The sequence below is a fragment of the Mycobacterium sp. URHD0025 genome (assembly GCF_000426065.1).
In the GTDB taxonomy this organism is placed as follows: Bacteria; Actinomycetota; Actinomycetes; order Mycobacteriales; family Mycobacteriaceae; genus Mycobacterium.
Genome location: NZ_AUEQ01000013.1, coordinates 20,888 through 34,529 on the forward strand (window position 1 = coordinate 20,888; position 13,642 = coordinate 34,529).

The 13,642-nt window shown below is 67.6% G+C and carries 13 protein-coding genes and 1 tRNA gene; 6 read left to right on the forward strand and 8 right to left on the reverse strand.

Annotation, left to right across the window (positions count from 1 at the left end):
• Positions 1-18: 18 nt before the first annotated feature.
• Positions 19-1,239: an MFS transporter gene (locus H977_RS0120455; protein ID WP_029109609.1), complete on the forward strand. Its 1,221-nt coding sequence runs from the start codon at positions 19-21 to the stop codon at positions 1,237-1,239.
• A 106-nt stretch (positions 1,240-1,345) separates the two neighbouring features.
• Here H977_RS0120455 and H977_RS0120460 read toward each other — a convergent pair whose 3' ends face one another.
• Positions 1,346-2,407 (reverse strand): esterase-like activity of phytase family protein, encoded by a 1,062-nt coding sequence (locus tag H977_RS0120460; protein ID WP_029109610.1) that lies wholly within the window; start codon positions 2,405-2,407, stop codon positions 1,346-1,348.
• Complete coding sequence (locus tag H977_RS0120465) at positions 2,407-3,141, reverse strand: VIT1/CCC1 transporter family protein (protein WP_029109611.1); 735 nt, start codon at positions 3,139-3,141, stop codon at positions 2,407-2,409. The genes H977_RS0120460 and H977_RS0120465 overlap by 1 nt, the downstream gene beginning before the upstream one ends.
• Positions 3,142-3,234: 93 nt before the next feature.
• Here H977_RS0120465 and H977_RS0120470 point away from each other — a divergent pair, with 93 nt between their 5' ends.
• Positions 3,235-5,157 (forward strand): acyl-CoA dehydrogenase family protein, encoded by a 1,923-nt coding sequence (locus H977_RS0120470; RefSeq protein WP_029109612.1) that lies wholly within the window; start codon positions 3,235-3,237, stop codon positions 5,155-5,157.
• Between the two features lie 6 nt (positions 5,158-5,163).
• On the opposite strand, the gene H977_RS0120475 is transcribed toward H977_RS0120470, so the two are convergent.
• Complete coding sequence (locus H977_RS0120475; protein ID WP_029109613.1) at positions 5,164-5,655, reverse strand: LppP/LprE family lipoprotein; 492 nt, start codon at positions 5,653-5,655, stop codon at positions 5,164-5,166.
• Positions 5,656-5,775: 120 nt separating this feature from the next.
• Between H977_RS0120475 and H977_RS0120480 the strand changes: the two genes are divergently transcribed.
• A complete protein-coding gene (locus H977_RS0120480) occupies positions 5,776-6,090 on the forward strand; it encodes a hypothetical protein (protein ID WP_029109614.1) in 315 nt (104 codons plus the stop codon).
• A gap of 21 nt (positions 6,091-6,111) precedes the next feature.
• Here the strand turns inward: H977_RS0120480 and H977_RS0120485 are convergent.
• A tRNA-Asn gene (locus tag H977_RS0120485) sits at positions 6,112-6,184 on the reverse strand.
• Positions 6,185-6,377: 193 nt separating this feature from the next.
• Here H977_RS0120485 and H977_RS0120490 point away from each other — a divergent pair.
• Positions 6,378-6,653, forward strand: coding sequence for a hypothetical protein (locus H977_RS0120490; RefSeq protein WP_029109615.1), 276 nt, complete (start codon positions 6,378-6,380; stop codon positions 6,651-6,653).
• Positions 6,654-6,655: 2 nt separating this feature from the next.
• On the opposite strand, the gene H977_RS0120495 is transcribed toward H977_RS0120490, so the two are convergent.
• The 3 genes from H977_RS0120495 to H977_RS0120505 all read right to left on the reverse strand — a co-directional run bounded on the left by H977_RS0120495 (position 6,656) and on the right by H977_RS0120505 (position 10,309).
• Complete coding sequence (locus H977_RS0120495; protein ID WP_231396019.1) at positions 6,656-6,988, reverse strand: DUF7155 family protein; 333 nt, start codon at positions 6,986-6,988, stop codon at positions 6,656-6,658.
• Positions 6,989-7,050: 62 nt separating this feature from the next.
• Positions 7,051-8,961 carry a DNA primase gene (gene dnaG / locus H977_RS0120500; RefSeq protein WP_029109617.1) on the reverse strand — a complete coding sequence of 637 codons (1,911 nt, stop codon included), beginning with the start codon at positions 8,959-8,961 and terminating at the stop codon, positions 7,051-7,053.
• Between the two features lie 73 nt (positions 8,962-9,034).
• The gene (locus H977_RS0120505) at positions 9,035-10,309 is read right to left on the reverse strand and encodes a deoxyguanosinetriphosphate triphosphohydrolase (protein ID WP_029109618.1); all 1,275 of its coding nucleotides are present in this window, start codon (positions 10,307-10,309) and stop codon (positions 9,035-9,037) included.
• Positions 10,310-10,368: 59 nt separating this feature from the next.
• Between H977_RS0120505 and H977_RS0120510 the strand changes: the two genes are divergently transcribed.
• The gene (locus H977_RS0120510) at positions 10,369-12,399 is read left to right on the forward strand and encodes a TPM domain-containing protein (RefSeq protein WP_029109619.1); all 2,031 of its coding nucleotides are present in this window, start codon (positions 10,369-10,371) and stop codon (positions 12,397-12,399) included.
• On the opposite strand, the gene H977_RS0120515 is transcribed toward H977_RS0120510, so the two are convergent.
• On the reverse strand, positions 12,396-12,845 hold the full coding sequence (locus tag H977_RS0120515) for a winged helix-turn-helix transcriptional regulator (protein ID WP_029109620.1): 450 nt from the start codon (positions 12,843-12,845) through the stop codon (positions 12,396-12,398). The two genes, H977_RS0120510 and H977_RS0120515, sit on opposite strands and share 4 nt — an antisense overlap.
• Before the next feature lie 100 nt (positions 12,846-12,945).
• On the opposite strand from H977_RS0120515, the gene H977_RS0120520 reads away from it, so the two are divergent.
• The gene (locus tag H977_RS0120520; RefSeq protein ID WP_036476601.1) at positions 12,946-13,632 is read left to right on the forward strand and encodes an SDR family oxidoreductase; all 687 of its coding nucleotides are present in this window, start codon (positions 12,946-12,948) and stop codon (positions 13,630-13,632) included.
• Positions 13,633-13,642: the final 10 nt, after the last annotated feature.

The following is a 13,642-nucleotide window of genomic DNA, read 5'->3' on the forward strand; positions in this document are numbered from 1 at the left end:
TTAGGAGTTACCGCCCCGATGTGGCGCCAACCCAAGGCCGTATGGGCCGTTGCCTTCGCCTCCGTCGTCGCCTTCATGGGCATCGGACTGGTCGATCCCATCCTCAAACCGATCGCCGACAACCTCGACGCCTCCCCGTCGCAGGTGTCGTTGCTGTTCACCAGCTACATGGCGGTGATGGGCGTGGCGATGCTGATCACGGGCGTGGTGTCCAGCCGCATCGGCCCCAAACGCACGCTGCTGCTGGGCCTGGTGATCATCATCGCCGGCGCCGGCCTGGCCGGGATGAGCGAAACCGTGATGCAGATCGTGGGCTGGCGCGCCCTGTGGGGCCTGGGCAACGCCCTGTTCATCGCCACGGCGCTGGCCACCATCGTCAATTCCGCGAAAGGGTCTGTGGCACAAGCCATCATCCTGTATGAGGCCGCGCTGGGCCTCGGCATCGCGATCGGTCCGCTGGTCGGTGGCGTGCTCGGCTCGATCTCCTGGCGCGGACCCTTCTTCGGCGTCTCGGCGCTGATGGCCTTCGCTTTGGTGATCACCGCCTTCCTGCTGCCTGCCACCCCGCGCGCCGAACATGCCACCACCCTGGCCGATCCGTTCCGGGCGCTGCGGCACCGTGGACTGCTGGGCGTCGCGATCACCGCACTGCTGTACAACTTCGGCTTCTTCACCCTGCTGGCCTTCACCCCCTTCCCCCTGAACATGACCGCCCATCAGATCGGGCTGATCTTCTTCGGCTGGGGTCTGGCCTTGGCGTTCACCTCGGTGGTGGTGGCCCCGCGGCTGCAACATCGCTTCGGCACGGTGCGGGTGCTGATCCTCAACCTCCTGGCCTTCACGGCGGTGCTGGCCGTGATGGCGGTGTGGACCGATTCCAAGACCGTGCTGGCATCGGGTGTCGTGGTCGCCGGCCTGTTCATCGGCATCAACAACACCCTGATCACCGAGACCGTGATGAAGGCGGCCCCGGTCGAGCGCGGGGTGGCCTCGGCCGCCTACAGCTTCCTGCGCTTCGGCGGCGCCGCCGTCGCACCGTGGCTGGCCGGCGTGCTCGGCGAGCAGGTCAATGTGCACCTGCCGTACTGGGTCGGCGCCGCCGCGGTGCTGGCCGGTGCCGGAGTCCTGGCCCTGACCCGTCCGCACCTCGTGCACATCGACGACGAAGAGCCGGCGGAGTCCGATCTCGACGAGCTGACCGACGAAGCGGCTGCGGTCACGGTGGGCAACGACAGCTGACACGACCGGGAATCCACCCCGAGCTGCTCGCCGAGATTGACGTGAGGGCGTGATCGCTCGAGATTCACGCCCCTGGCGTCAATCTCGATGCGCCAATGGCCACGCGCTACAAGGCGAACAGCAGGAACTGCGTCACCTGGGTGGGCGAGAAATTGTCGTCGCTGACAGCGATTACGGACTGCCGGCCGTCGGCGAGCTTGGGCCCCAACGTGATTCCCTCGATGTTGTCCAGCGGTGCCAGGCCGGGCGTGGTGGTCAGGTCTGCCAGCAGGGTCTTGGTCATCTCGGTGGAGCCCTCGACGACGGCAGCCCGGTAGATCCGCACTGCCACGTGGGTGCCGAAGCCGCGCTCGACCATCAGAAAGCTGCCGTCGTCGAGGGCGGCGAGGTCTGACAGTCCGTTGTCGCCGCCCGGCCCGGCAGTCACCCGGTCCAGCGGATAGGTGTACTGCCCCTCGATCGCCCCGGACTCCGCATCCAAGCGCACGACACGCGTCGACGCGCCGTGCTGCTCGTCGGGTGGCGGACCGTCGTCATAGCCGGGCCCCTCCATCGCCACCCACAGGTGCTTACCGTCCGGTGTCAGCGTCAGTCCTTCCAGCGCACTGTTGCGGCGGGCACCGTGCTCACCGGCCGACATCCGCACCGCGTCGGGCAACTCGAACTGCCCGAGGAAGCTGCCGTCGAGGGCGGCGGTCCGTACCCACGGATCGAGCAGAACCGGCGGACCGGGCCCGTCGACCCGCCGCTCCCCCTCGCTGGTCCAGTACAGGTGCTGCCTGCGGATATCGAAGGCGATGGCCTCGGGGTCGGGCGGCACCACGGGTGGCTGCACATCGATGTTCAACGGGCCGAACGGCCGCGCGTCGCGGTCCAGCCACGGATGGGTGCCGACGAATTCGACCTCACCGATACCGTTGTCCGACAGCATGATCCGTGCGGTGTAGAAACGTGCCGGATTCTTGGCAGACCGGTCGTCGCTGACGATGTAGTACAGGTCGGCGGCCGGGTCGTAGCTGATTCCGGACAACCCGCCGATCACCGTGCCGTCCAGTGTCGCGCCGGGCGCAACCAGGCGCTGACCGAGATAATCGAGGCCGGGTGCGGCATGCGCCGGCCCACATGCCGACAGCACAAGGGCGCCGGCCAACAGGATTCGTCGCAGCATCAGGTGATGGCGGCGCCGACCAGGATGCCGACGGCATAGGTGGCCGCAATCGCGACGGCCCCGAACAGCAACTGCCGCAGCCCGGCGATCGCCACGGGTTTACGGGTGAACTTCGCCGCCACGCCACCGACGATCAGCAGACCTATCCCGCCGCAGGCCAGGCCGGCCCACAACCATTCGAAGCCGAGCAGGTAGGGAATGAGCGGGATGATCGCGCCTATCGCGAACATCACGAACGACGAGCCACCGGCGACCCACGGCGACGGCTTCTCCCGGGGATCCACCCCCAGCTCCTGCACGAGATGAAAGTTCACCGCCCGATTCTCGTCGCGGTGGATTTCCTCGCCGGCCTTGGCCGCCGTTTCGGGCGTCATCCCCATTTCCTGGAGCATCGCCACGAGTTCGGCCTGCTCGGCCGTCGGGTTCTTGCGAAACGACCGGCGCTCGACATTGACCTCGGAATCGACCTGCTCGTTGGCGGTGGTCACCGAGGTGTACTCCCCCAGCGCCATCGAGAAGGCACCGGCCAACAGACCGGCCACACCGCTGAGCACGACCGTCTGCGACGAGGCGCTGGCACCGACTCCGGCGATCAGCGCGGTGTTGCTGACCAGACCGTCCATCGCACCGAAGGTCGCCGCACGCAGCCAGCCTCCGGTGACGTCGGCGTGCCGGTGATAAGCCACGTGCGGCAAGCCGGTGGGAGACAGCGATTTACCGATCGAGTCCGGCATTTCGCCAGTCTTTCGCGGCGAGGTCGGGCTTGTCCAGCAAGCGTTACCTTGCCAACCGGCGCACGCAGACCGCCGCACGCGTTACCGTCGGATATGACCTCCACTGCCGAGCACTTGCGAAACACGCTGGACGGCCGTTGGCGCGACGTCAAGAACGCCATGCGGACCACGTTGTCGGACGAGATCTTCCGGCCGCACTACACCCCCAACACCGCAATCGCCCGGGCCAAGGTGACCGAGCAGCTCAAGATCATGGCGGCGGCCGGCGCAGCCGACGACGGCTTCCGCAAAGAACACGGCGGCAACGGCAACGTCGGCGCGGCGATCACCCAGATCGAGATGCTGGCGATGAGCGACCTGTCGCTGATGGTCAAGGCCGGCGTGCAATGGGGCCTGTTCGGCGGCGCCATCGAGAATCTGGGCACCGAACGCCATCACAAGGCCTATGTGCGCCGGCTGATCGACCTGGACCTGCTGGGCTGTTTTGCGATGACCGAGACCGGCCACGGCAGCGACGTGCAATCCCTGGAGACCACCGCGACCTACGATGCGGACACCCAGGAATTCGTCATTCACTCCCCCACGCCCACCGCGCGCAAGGACTACATCGGCGGCGCCGCCGAGACTGCCAGGGTCGCAGCGGTTTTCGCACAGCTGATCACGCCGGATGGCGAAGGGCACGGGGTGCACTGTCTGGTGGTGCCGATCCGTGACGACATGGGCAACGACATGCCCGGCGTGACGACGTCGGACTGCCACTACAAGGGCGGACTGCCCGGCGTCGACAACGGGCGCATCGTGTTCGACCACGTGCGCGTACCGCGGGAGAACCTGCTCAACCGCTATGCCGATGTGGCGCCCGACGGCAGCTACAGCTCACCGATCGAGAATCCGGGACGGCGGTTCTTCACCATGCTGGGCACGCTGATCCGGGGCCGGGTCACCGTGGCGGGCAGCGCCGCGGCCGCCGCGCGGGTGGCGCTGGACATCGCCACCCGATATGCGTTGGAACGCAGGCAGTTCGAAGCACCCAAGAGCAACGAGGAAGTCCTGATCATGGACTACCTGGTACATCAACGGCGGCTGCTGCCGCTGATCGCCAAGTCCTATGCCCTGCAGTTCGCCCAGAACGAACTGGTGGCCAAATGCCATGAGCTACAGACCTCCGACGATCCCGATGCCGAGGAGCAGCGCGAACTGGAGGCCCGCGCGGCCGGGCTGAAAGCCGCCAACACCTGGCATGCCAGCCGTGCCATCCAGGAAGCGCGTGAGGCCTGTGGCGGCGCAGGCTATCTCGCCGAGAACCGGCTGATCGCGTTGCGCGCCGACACCGACGTGTTCACCACGTTCGAGGGCGACAACCATGTGCTCACCCAACTGGTGGCCAAAGAACTGCTCACCGCCTACGCCGACGACATCAAGGGCATGAGCCCGGTCGAATGGGTCCGGTTCGCGGCCAACTTCGCCGGTGAGCGGGTGCTCAAACGCACTGCGGCCGAGACCATCATCCAGACGGTCCTGGACGCCCGCCAGGACAACGAGGAGGAAGGCAGCCTGTTCAACCGGGGCACCCAGGTCAAGATGTTCGAGGACCGCGAGCAGTACATGTTGGCCTCGGTGGCGCGCCGGCTGCAGGGCAAGGCCAAGGAGATGTCGGCCTTCGACGCGTTCAACGCCGTCCAGGACCATGTGCTGCATGCCGCGCAGGCGCACATCGACCGAGTCGTCTTGGAAGCGTTCGTCGCCGGCATCGACGCCTGCGAGGACGAGACGGCCCGCGAGCTTCTCGGCGATGTCTGCGATCTGTATGCATTGTCGGTGATCGAGCAGGACAAGGCCTGGTTCATCGAGCACAGGTTCTTGTCCACCGAACGCGCCAAGGCCGTCACGCGCGGGATCAACGAACGGTGCCGCTCACTGCGCCCGCACGTCGAAACCCTCGTCGACGGATTCGGCATTCCCGAGCAGCTGCGCTACGCGGCGATGCTCGACCCCGCCGAGCTGGTCAACGGCTGAGGTGCCTCACGGTTTCGGAAGCGGGTCGACGGCAACCAGTTTGCCGTCGTCCCCGATCCGGAACCGCACGGTGGCGATACCGGTCGGCGACTTCGGCGAGTCCTGCCCCTGCTGCCACTGGTAGTTCACCACCACGGTGTCGTCGGCGTTGGTGACCACGTTGATGTAGGGCCGCGGCTCCGGAGTGGCCGGGCCGATCGGGGTCTGGCGGTCGAAGAACAGCAGCTGCCCGACGCTGTTGGGCTCGGGGTTGCTCTGCCCCACCTGCACCCAGTACAGCCGGCAGTTGCTGGTGTGGCCGGTGTTGACCTGCGTCCACTGCCGGCCCGCTTCGGGCGCGGGCAATTTGGCGATCTGATCGGCGATCGTGTCGGCGCTGGGACCATCCGACGGAGCGCAGGTATCCGGCTTCGGCGGTGGTGCCGACGGCGGACTCCAGCCGCAACCGACTGCGACGAGACCGACGAATGCGACGATGGCGATCAGCCGTGGGTGCACACCCCGAGGGTAGCGAACTGTTGCGGTTCAGCGACTGGGCTGACGACGGCGCGTCGATAGGTGACACTGTGTGCGGTCCGACGACGGATCCGCTCACTCACCGACCCCAAGGAGACACTGATGGCCTGGTTCCTCGCCATGGAAGGCCCCGCCAACAAGGCCGTGCTGTACCAACTGCAGGAATCAGTCAACGTCCAACAGCTCGCCGAGGAGATGTCCAGCGCGGCCACCCTCGATCGCGCCGTTCCAGTCCCGGCCGTGCTGGCCAACAACAGGCAACAGGTGACGGTGTACGTGCGGCCGGCGGCCTGGGGCGTGTGGACGTTCTATCAATTGTCCGAAGAGGAGCGGAAAGCGCTCGCGTCGGCCTCCAATCCACTGGTGGAGGCGCTCACCCAGGCGGCCCGTCAGGCTCAGGCCCGGTCCCAGCAATAGGCCGGGGTGTTCGAGAACTTGCTCCCCCGGATGGACTCGAACCATCAACCGCCCGATTAACAGTCGGGAGCTCTGCCAATTGAGCTACAGGGGACTACCTTCCGCGGAAGCTCCGCGGCCGAGCGTTGACTCTAGCGTACGCACCGCCGCTGTCGCCAACTCGCTCCCAGACGGGCGCGCCGAGGCTGCGGTGAGGCAGGATGGAACGCACACACCTGCTGTCCGGGAGCCACGCCGCCGTGGGAGGCCCGTGGCTGTGGGAGGCCCGTCGCATTGGGAGGAATACCGTGATCCGCTATGCCGCCGTGATCGCCGTCGGCTACGTGCTGGGCGCCAAGGCCGGGCGACGCCGCTACGAGCAGATCGCCAGTACCTACCGCGCCGTGGCCGCCAATCCGGCCACCAAAGCGGTTCTGGACGCCGGCCGGCGCAAGATCGCCAACCGGGTGTCGCCGGATCCGGAGTTCCTCACGTTGACCCCCATAGACGCGGAAACGTCGGTGTACTCCACGAAGGAGAGCACCGACGTTTCGGAGACCCGCTCGAACAGGTCGAGCTGGTAGGGCTAGCCGATTCCCTGATTGATCGAGGTACCCGGCAGCAGCGGACCGGTGGAGACCCCGATCCCGGGGCCGTTGCTTCCACCGCCGCCGACCCACGGTGTTCCGATCTGGGCGGGCATGCCGTTGGAGTAGGACAGGCACTTGCCGTCCTCCTTGCTGCCGAACCAGGCCAGGCAGGCCGGCTGGGCCGTGACCTGGACACCTGAGGTGGGCGCGGGTGCGGACGTCGCGAGGAACGCCGGGGCGGCCACCGTCGCGCCTGTGGCCAGCGCAAATGCGCCTGCAGCGACGTACCGCCGCGTCTGCGTACTGAACAGTGTCACCAGATTGGTCACCGGGTTGGCCTCTTTCCACGTGTAGGTGCCCGACTCCGGTCACCCTATCGCGATGCGGCCGATCACGCAGTCAGGTCGTCGCCGCTGGCTTGCTCGAGCAGGCTGCGCCGGTAGGACTCCATGGCCACGAGGTCACCGAACAGGGCGTGATACTCGTCTCCCTGCTCCACCGGCGACATGCGTTGCAGCTTGGACTTCACCTCGGCGATCTGACGACCTACCCAGACTTCCTGCAGGCGGGCGAGCACGCTGCTGATGTAGCGCGGTAGGTGCTCGTCGTCCTCGACGTTGATGGCCTCCACACCCAGCTCGTTGATCAGGCTGGCCGCCGCCGGGGAGGTGGTCTGCTCGCGGACCACCTCGATCCACTGGGCACCGGACTGGCCCGATGCCATGCCACCCGCCGCCTCGATCGCCGACCGCACCGCGGCGTACCCGGGGTGGGTGAAGCTCTCCACGGTCAGCGAGTCGAAGACCGGCCCGGCGATCGCCGGATACTGCAGGCCGGCCTTGAGTGCTTCGCGCTGCGGCCACAGCGTCGGATCGGTCGGATTGGGCCGGCCGATGGGTGAGGGTGACGGGGCCGCGGCAGGACGGGCCTGCCGTCCCGCGGGCTGACGCCGGGAGTCCTTGCGGCCCCCGCCGGCTTCCTCCCGCACCCGGCCGATCACCTGTGCGACGTTGTCCCAGCCGACCCAGCCGGCCAGCTGCCTGGCGTACTCGTCGCGCAGGGTCTGATCCTTGATCCGGGCCGCGATGGGCACGCAGCGCCGCAACGCGGCGACGCGACCCTCGGCACTGTCGAGATCGTGTTCGGCCAGTGCACTGCGAATCACGAACTCGAACAACGGAGTTCGTCGTGCCACCAGGTCGCGCACGGCGGCGTCGCCGGACCGCAGCCGGAGATCGCACGGATCCATACCGTCGGGAGCCACCGCCACGAACGACTGTCCTGACAGGTTCTGCTCACCCTCGAACGCTTTGACCGCGGCAGCCTGGCCGGCCGCGTCACCGTCGAACACGTAGATCAGCTCACCGCGGAAGAAGTTGTCGTCCATCATCAGCCGGCGCAGCATCGAGAGGTGCTGCTCGCCGAATGCGGTGCCGCACGAGGCCACCGCGGTGGTGACGCCGGCCATGTGCATGGCCATCACGTCGGTATAGCCCTCGACGACGACGGCCTGATGCCCCTTGGCGATGTCCCGTTTGGCACGGTCCAGGCCGAACAGCACCTGCGACTTCTTGTAGAGCACCGTCTCGGGGGTGTTGACGTATTTGGCCTGGTTCTGGTCGTCGTCGAACAACCGGCGCGCACCGAAACCGATGGTCTCGCCCGAGGACACCCGGATGGGCCACAGCAGGCGACGATGGAACCGGTCCATCGGCCCGCGCTTGCCCTCGCGGCTGAGCCCCGCGGCCTCCAGCTCCTTGAACTCGAAACCCTTGCGCAACAGGTGTTTTGTCAACGTGTCCCAACCCGACGGCGCGAAACCGCACCCGAACTGGGCGGCCGCGGCGGCGTCGAAGTTGCGCTCGGTCAGGTACTTGCGGGCTTCCGCCGCCTCATCGGAGGCCAACGCCTCGGCATAGAACTCCTGAGCGGCGGCGTTGGCGGCCAGCAACCGGCTGCGGCTGCCCCGGTCACGCTGGACATTGGTGGTCGACGAACCGGTGTAGGTGACGGTGTAGCCGACCCGGTCGGCCAGCAACTCGACCGCCTCGACGAAGGTGACGTGCTCGATCTTCTGGATGAAGGCGTACACGTCGCCGCCCTCGCCACAACCGAAGCAATGGAAGTGGCCGTGATTCGGCCGCACGTGAAATGACGGCGACTTCTCGTCATGGAACGGGCACAGGCCCTTCATCGAGTCGGCCCCGGCCCGCCTCAACTGAACGTAGTCACCGACGACATCCTCGATGCGAACCTTTTCACGAATGGCCGCGATATCGCGATCAGAAATCCGGCCGGCCACCGGCATAGTCTATGCGTGCGCCGATGCCGCGCTCACACCGTTCGCGCCACCGGTCCGCGTCGACAGTCCGGACTCAGCCGAGCGGCCGCGGCGAGCGCGCCTCGTGCACGCGTTCCAGCCGGCTCTCGGTGTAGGACGCGATCTGATCGACCACCACGCGCAGCTTGGCGCCGTCGTCGGCCGCCAGATCGAACTCGGGCGCGAACTGCGGGTCCAGGCTGCCAGGGGCCTGCGCCCACAGCGCCAGGGCCACCTCATGGATGAGCGTGCGCTGATCGGCCTGGATCTGCAGGTGCCGGTGGTCGGACATGATGAACTGCAGCGCCAGCATCTTGAGCAGCACCACCTCGGCACGCACCAGCGGCGGCACCGCCAGATCCGCATCGAAACGCCGCAGCGGCTTGTCGCCGGCCACGGCCCGGGTCCGCGTGATCGCCGCATTGGCGAACCGCCCGACGAGTTCACTGGTCAGCGTTTTCAGTGCGACCGAGGAGGCCAAGGTTCCGTCGTACTTGCCCACCGCGGCCACCACCGGCACCTGGGACAACCGTTCCGCGGCCGCCAGCAGATCGTCGTGCGTGACGCTGGGAAAGGACCTGGCGCCCAGATCCGCGAGCGAGGCCGCGGCGTCGCGATCGCCGAGCACCCGCAGGTCGATACGCCCGGAGATGACCCCGTCCTCGACGTCGTGCACCGAATAGGCGACGTCGTCGGCCCAGTCCATCACCTGGGCTTCCAGGCACGGCCGCTCGGCCGGAGCACCGGCGCGCACCCAGGCGGCGGCCTCGGCGTCGTCGTCGTAGAAGCCGTACTTCCTCCGGGTGCCGAAGCTCGGCCACGGATACTTGGCCACCGCGTCCAGCGCCGCCCGTGTGAGATTCAGCCCAGCCGAACGACCCTCGGCGTCAAGAACTTTGGGCTCCAACCTGGTGAGGATCCGGAAGTTCTGCGCATTGCCCTCGAACCCACCGAACGCTTTGGCGATCTCGTCGAGCGCACGCTCACCGTTGTGCCCGTACGGCGGGTGCCCGATGTCGTGGGCAAGCCCGGCCAGATCCACCAGGTCGGGATCGCAGCCCAGCCCGACCGCCATACCCCGGCCGATCTGGGCCACCTCGAGTGAATGGGTGAGCCGGGTGCGCGGGGTGTCACCATGCCGCGGCCCGACCACCTGGGTCTTGTCGGCCAGCCGCCGCAGCGCCGCGCTGTGCAACACGCGGGCCCGGTCGCGGGCGAAGTCGGTTCGGTGCTCGGTGTCGGTCCCGGGCAGCGCAGCACCCTTCGGCGCCTCGACCACCAGACGTTGCCGGTCGAAGTCGTCATACCAGGACTGCGTATCCGCGTTCACCGACGCACAGTCTGCCAGGAACCGGCGCACCGACACCGCAGCGCATTAGATTGACGGTCATGCGTATCGCCCGTCTGCTGTCCATGCTGCTCGCGATCCTGACCACCGGACTCCTGGTTGCCCCAAGCGCCGCCGCCGAACCGCCTCTGCGGCTGGCCACCCAACTGACCGACAATGCCGGGGCGCTGTCGGCGACACAGCGGGCCAATGTGCAACGCGCCCTCGACCGCTTGTACGAGACCAAGCGCATTCAGCTCTGGGTGGTGTTCGTCGACGACTTCTCCAACCAGAACCAGCTCGGCTGGGCCCGCAGCACCATTCAGCTCAGTGATCTGGGCGATGACGACGCGTTGCTGGCTGTGGCCACCAAGGCGCGTGCGTACTCGTTCCAGGTCCCCGACACGGTCCCGGGCGGCAACGCCCGTGCCGACGACATCCGGCGCAACAGCATCGAACCGGCCCTGCACCGCGACGACTGGGCGGGTGCGGCGATCGCCGCGGCCAACGGGCTGAGCTCAGAACCCGAATCCCCCGCCACATCAGGGATCTCGTGGCCGGCAATGCTGATCGCCCTCGGCGTGGTGCTCGTGCTGGTCGGGCTGTTGTGGTGGTGGTCGCGCCGGCGCCGGGCCAAGCGACGTCACGCCGAGTTCGAGGCCGCCAAGCGGGTCGACCCGACCGACGCGAACGCCCTGGCCACCGTGCCGCTGGAGGCGCTCGACGAGCTGTCCCGCTCGATCGTGGTCGACGTCGACAACGCTGTGCGCACCAGTGCGGCCGAGCTCGAACTGGCTGTCGAGGAATTCGGCGACAAACGCACGCAACCGTTCAGCGCGGCCCTGGCGAACGCGAAAAGTGCGCTGGCCCAAGCCTTCACCGTGCGTCAGACCCTCGATGACGATGTGCCCGAGACACCCCTGCAACAGCGCGAGCTGCTCACCAGGGTGGTGGTCTCCGCGGCCAGGGCCGACCGTGAGCTGGACGCGCAGAGTCAGGCGTTCGAGCAGTTGCGCGATCTGGTGATCAACGCACCGGCGCGCCTCGACACCATGACCCAGCAGATGGTCGATCTGACCGCCCGCATCGACCCGTCCCGACAAACGTTGGACAATCTGCACACGCAGTTCGACGCAACGGCTCTCACCTCGGTGGCGACCAATGTGGACACCGCCAAGGAGCGGCTGGCATTCGCCGATCGCAACATCACCGATGCCCGCAGCCTGGTGTCCCGGCCGGCCACCGACCAGACCGCCTTGGTGGACGCCGTACGTTCGGCCGAGTCCGCACTCGATCAGGCCCGCACCCTGCTCGTCGCCGTGGACAGCGCCTCCTCCGACATCAACAGGGCACTGGCCGGCCTGCCCGCGGCCATCACCGATATTCAGGCCGGGATCGAACAGGCGAATTCACTGCTGGCGCAATCGAGTACACCGCAGGCTGACCAGCTCGGCGCGGCCCGCGACGCGGCCAAGGAGGCCGCCGACATTGCCACGGCCAATGGCAAGGCCGACCCACTGGGCACGTTCACCCGATTGACCAAGGCCGACGCCGAACTCGATCAGCTGCTGGCCGGCGTTCACGAACAGCAGGAGGCCGCCGAGCGGCTGGCCCGGGCGCTGGAGCAGGCACTGTTCACCGCGCAGTCGCGGGTCAAGGCGGTGTCGGACTTCATCGAAACCCGGCGCGGGAGCATCGGTCCGGAGGCCCGCACCCGGCTGGCCGAGGCACAACGGCAGCTGCAGGCCGCCGAAGCCAAGCGCGCCTCGAATCCGAATGAGGCCGTAGCGCACGCGAATGGAGCGTCGAGTCTGGCGGCGCAGGCACAGGGCCTGGCCAACGATGACGTCCGGGCCGCGCAGCGGTCCTACACCTCGCAGTACGGCGGCGGAGGCGGGTCCGACATGGGTGCGGTGCTCGGGGGCATCCTGATCGGCAACATCCTGCGCGGCGGAGGCGGTTTCGGCGGCGGATTCGGTGGGGGCTTCGGCGGCGGATACGGGGGCGGCCGCGGCATGGGCCGTCCGACGTCCTACGGCGGATCGTCCCATTCCTCGGGCCGCAGCTACAGCGGAGGTGGCGGCCGGTTCTAGCCGGTTCGTTCCTGAAGGCTGACGTGCCCGCGCGGCACTGCCGAGCCATCCTCTCGCTGGAAACCGATTCCGACGGGTTCCCCGGTGTCCGTTTCGATGAACCGGTACTGACTGCTGTGTGGACGAGCCCGATGAACGTGGCCCCATTGTCCGAGCGCAGCGAGCACGGAGACGAGTTCATGCCCGGCGTCGGTCAGCACGTAGCGGCTGCGTGTCCGGTCACCGGGTTCCTGATAGTCGACAACTTGCAGAACCCCGGCCTCGACCAGTTCGGACAGCCGGGCACTGAGCACGTCGGACGCGACGCCGAGCCGCTGACGGAACTCCGAGAACCGCGACCGGCCCAGCAGTGCCTCCCGGATGATCAGGATCGCCCACCGCTGCCCCAGCACCGACATGGTGCGGGCGATCGGGCAGGCGTCGTCAGTCCACGGATCGGTGCGCATCCTCACATCATAGCTGAGTTGGTAAACCAAACTCAGCTCTGCTAGCTTGGCGACAGTGGGCCCGGCTCGTCGCCGGCCGCAGAACTCGAAGGAGATCGACATGTCCGAGACGACCGGTGGGACGCGGGTGGACGGTGCGGTGGCTGTGGTGACCGGCGGGCAGCGGGGCCTGGGCCGGTCGATCGTGGACGCACTGCTCGCCCGCGGCGCCGCCAAGGTGTACTCCACGAGCCGGCGGCCCGACACCGCGTCCGATCCCCGCATTGTGGTCGTCGAGGCCGACGTCACCGACGACGCCTCCGTCCGCACGCTGGCCGACCTCGCGCAGGACGCTACAATCGTGGTCAACAACGCCGGCCTGCTGGGCGGTCAATCGTTGCTGCGCACCGATTTCGACGAGATCCGCTCGGTCTTCGAGACGAACCTCTTCGGGGCGCTGCGCGTCACCCGCGCCTTCGCTCCCATCCTGGCCGCCAACGGAAACGCAACCGTCGCCAACGTGGCGTCGGTGCTGTCGTGGCTACCGGGATACGGCGCCTACGGATCGTCGAAGGCAGCACTGTGGTCGGCGACGAACTCGCTGCGGGCGGAGCTGAGCGCGCAGGGCACCAACGTGATCGGGGTGTATCTCGGCTACACCGACACGTCGATGGTCGCAGACCTCGACGTACCCAAGAACGACCCGGCCGACGTGGCCCGTCAGATCGTCGACGGGATCGAATCCGGGGCCGCCGAGGTGCTCGCCGATGACCTCACTCGCCAGGCCAGGGCAACCGTCTTCGCCTGATCCGCCAAAC

Coding starts and splice junctions, on each gene's coding strand:
- H977_RS0120470 (WP_029109612.1), top strand. CDS start 3,235: ATGACCTCCACTGCCGAGCACTTGCGAAACACGCTGGACGGCCGTTGG.
- H977_RS0120460 (WP_029109610.1), bottom strand. CDS start 2,407: ATGCTGCGACGAATCCTGTTGGCCGGCGCCCTTGTGCTGTCGGCATGT.
- H977_RS0120465 (WP_029109611.1), bottom strand. CDS start 3,141: ATGCCGGACTCGATCGGTAAATCGCTGTCTCCCACCGGCTTGCCGCAC.
- H977_RS0120515 (WP_029109620.1), bottom strand. CDS start 12,845: ATGCGCACCGATCCGTGGACTGACGACGCCTGCCCGATCGCCCGCACC.
- H977_RS0120455 (WP_029109609.1), top strand. CDS start 19: ATGTGGCGCCAACCCAAGGCCGTATGGGCCGTTGCCTTCGCCTCCGTC.
- H977_RS0120480 (WP_029109614.1), top strand. CDS start 5,776: ATGGCCTGGTTCCTCGCCATGGAAGGCCCCGCCAACAAGGCCGTGCTG.
- H977_RS0120520 (WP_036476601.1), top strand. CDS start 12,946: ATGTCCGAGACGACCGGTGGGACGCGGGTGGACGGTGCGGTGGCTGTG.
- H977_RS0120510 (WP_029109619.1), top strand. CDS start 10,369: ATGCGTATCGCCCGTCTGCTGTCCATGCTGCTCGCGATCCTGACCACC.